Origin of the sequence: Terrimonas pollutisoli, from assembly GCF_029360765.1 — a bacterium.
GTDB classification, from domain to species: domain Bacteria; phylum Bacteroidota; class Bacteroidia; order Chitinophagales; family Chitinophagaceae; genus Terrimonas_B; species Terrimonas_B pollutisoli.
The window spans coordinates 1-2,709 of the sequence record NZ_JARKNA010000047.1; the positions used below are offsets into that span (position 1 = coordinate 1).

Consider the following 2,709-nt stretch of genomic DNA (forward strand, 5'->3'; position numbering starts at 1 on the left):
CTGTAGATTCCTGAGCATGTTGACCCTCCATTCCTGTTTATGTTGACCCACTGTTCCTGCATGTTGACCCACGCTGGGGGAAAAGAGGTTTTGCGTTTTTATGCAGGTGATATTCTTGCATGTTGACCCACCCCACTTGCGAGAGTTCCTGGAATTAATACCTGACATTCCTGCATGTTGACCCACCCGTTAAAAAGACATTGCGGTTTTATACAAGCAATATTCTTGCATGTTGACCCACCCTGATACGGCAATGAGTAATGGCTTTTGTGAGTCATTTGCTCCTGAAAAAAATAAGGAGCATGGCACAAAAACCGATAGCAATGGAACAATTAAAACAGGTGATTCAACTACAAAGCGATGGTATTTCTATCCGGGAGATTGCCCGACGCGTTGGTATCAGCCGCAATAGTGTTCGCAAATATCTTTTGCGGTTTAAAGTAAGTGAAAGCACTTCTGACAGCGAATTGGCTGATAAAGTCTACAACAATGATCTGTTAGAACTGGAAGCAGAGCGTCTCAGGCAAGTAACCAATCATTTTAACACTGCAGGGGCTGAACTGTCAAAGACCGGTGTTACGCGGCAGTTGCTATGGCAGGAATACCTGTCTCAGCATCCTGATGGCTATAGTTACAGCCGGTATTGTCACCATTTAACTCAGTATCTGAAAAATCGTGATCTGTCGATGCACCTGGAATATCAGGCTTCAGACATGATCATGATTGATTTTGCTGGTAAAAAACAACACTACATTGATCCTTCTAGCGGTGAGCAGATCCCCTGTGAAGTGTTTGTCGCTATTCTGCCGTTTAGCGGTCTTATTTTTTGCCAGGCTGTACACTCGCAGCAAACAAGCGACTTCACGCACTCGATTAACGCTATGCTGAAGTTTTATGGGGGCGTACCTGCTACCATTGTTTGTGATAATTTAAAGACGGCTGTTAAACGCGTCGATCGTTATGAACCACAGTTTACCGATATCTGTAACCAGCTCAGTGAACACTATGGCACCACTTTCACTGCTACCCGTCCGTATAGTCCGCGTGACAAAGCAATGGTGGAACGGGCCGTTAACATTGTGTACAATCATATCTATGGGCCTTTACGTAATCGTGACTTTACCAGCCTGTCAGCGCTTAATGCAGCGATGCAGGAACAACTGGTATTGCTGAATAATAAGCCCTATAAAAATACTCCCTATAGCCGCTGGTATTTTTTTCAGCAGCAGGAACGATCATTGCTTAAAGCTCTGCCATCAGAACCTTATAGCGCTAAAAAAGTAGTGACGCTTACGGTGCAGCGTAATTACCATGTCCAGCTTACCGAAGATCACCGTTACTTCAGTGTTCCTTACCAGTATGTCGGTAAAAAAGTAAAGGTGCTTTATGATGCGGGAGTCGTTGAAGTATATTTTGGTTTTGCCCGTATTGCTGTTCATGTGCGTAAAAATATCAATAAAGCCTACACCACACTGGCTGAACACATGCCGCCACATCATCAGCGTATGCAACAGATAAAGGGTTGGAACAAGGATGATCTCCTTATGCAGGCTTCCCGTATCGGACCCGCTACTTTACAAGCGGCTACGCTGATGCTGGAAAACAGCATCTATATAGAACAAAACTATAAAGCCTGCTTTGGTATGCTGATGCTTCAGAAAAAATATACCATTGCCCGCCTGGAAGCAGCCTGTAGCCGGGCCTTGCAGGGATCACGGGTCAACTATACGATGATAAAAAATATTCTTGAACGTGGACTCGATGCACAGCTATCTATGCCCATTGCACCACCACTGCCTGATCATGATAATATCAGGGGGAAAGATCATTATCAATAAACATTAAAAACAAATACCAAACACATGAACACAACACAAACATTAGAGCAAATGCAGCAGCTTCGCCTGCAGGGTATGTATCATGCTTATCGCTCGCAACTGGAGCTACCCATGGATCAGCAACTCGAAGGACATGACCTCATCGCTCACCTGTTGCAGTCAGAAGAACTTAACCGGGCTAATGAAAAGACAGCTTATTATCTGAAGCTCGCCAAACTCCGATTGCCAGCCACTGTAGATCAGATTGAGTGTAGCGCTTCGCGCAATCTTACTAAACAACAACTTGCTACACTTGCAGAAGGCCGTTACCTTGAGCAGGGAGAAAATATTTTAATTACCGGTGCCACGGGTTGTGGTAAAAGTTTTCTCGCCTGCGCTCTGGGTCACCAGGCCTGCCTTCAGGGCTACAAGACCGCTTATCTCAACATGAATCGGCTTATTGAAAGAGTAACTCTATCCAAACTCGACGGCTCGTACATTAAACTGCTTAATCACCTGGAACGACAAACACTCATCATCCTTGACGACTTTGGATTGCAATCTTTGACACAGGAGATCCGCCTTACCCTTTTACAATTACTCGAAGACCGCTATGGAAAGAAAAGTATTATTATCACCTCTCAACTACCCGTATCCAAATGGTATGAATATATAAACGACCCAACGCTGGCCGATGCCATCATGGACAGAATGACAGCTAATGGAATCCGCATAGAATTAAAGGGAGAATCATTAAGAAGAAAAAAATCCAAAACCAGTCAATAGCTCTTTATTAGTATTTTTAAACCCACATCAAGCTCTTACTCTTATTGCCGACAACCAGGGTGGGTCAACATGCAGGAATCCTGGGTCAACATGGCAAGAATCTACA

Annotated in this window: 2 protein-coding genes; both read left to right on the forward strand. The window is 44.3% G+C overall.

The annotated features are described in order from the left end of the window. The first annotated feature begins 302 nt into the window (after positions 1-302). Positions 303-1,838: an IS21 family transposase gene (istA, locus tag P2W73_RS26230; RefSeq protein WP_276505074.1), complete on the forward strand. Its 1,536-nt coding sequence runs from the start codon at positions 303-305 to the stop codon at positions 1,836-1,838. A 24-nt stretch (positions 1,839-1,862) separates the two neighbouring features. Beyond that, the gene (gene istB / locus P2W73_RS26235) at positions 1,863-2,603 is read left to right on the forward strand and encodes an IS21-like element helper ATPase IstB (protein WP_276505075.1); all 741 of its coding nucleotides are present in this window, start codon (positions 1,863-1,865) and stop codon (positions 2,601-2,603) included. The last annotated feature ends 106 nt before the right edge of the window (positions 2,604-2,709 follow it).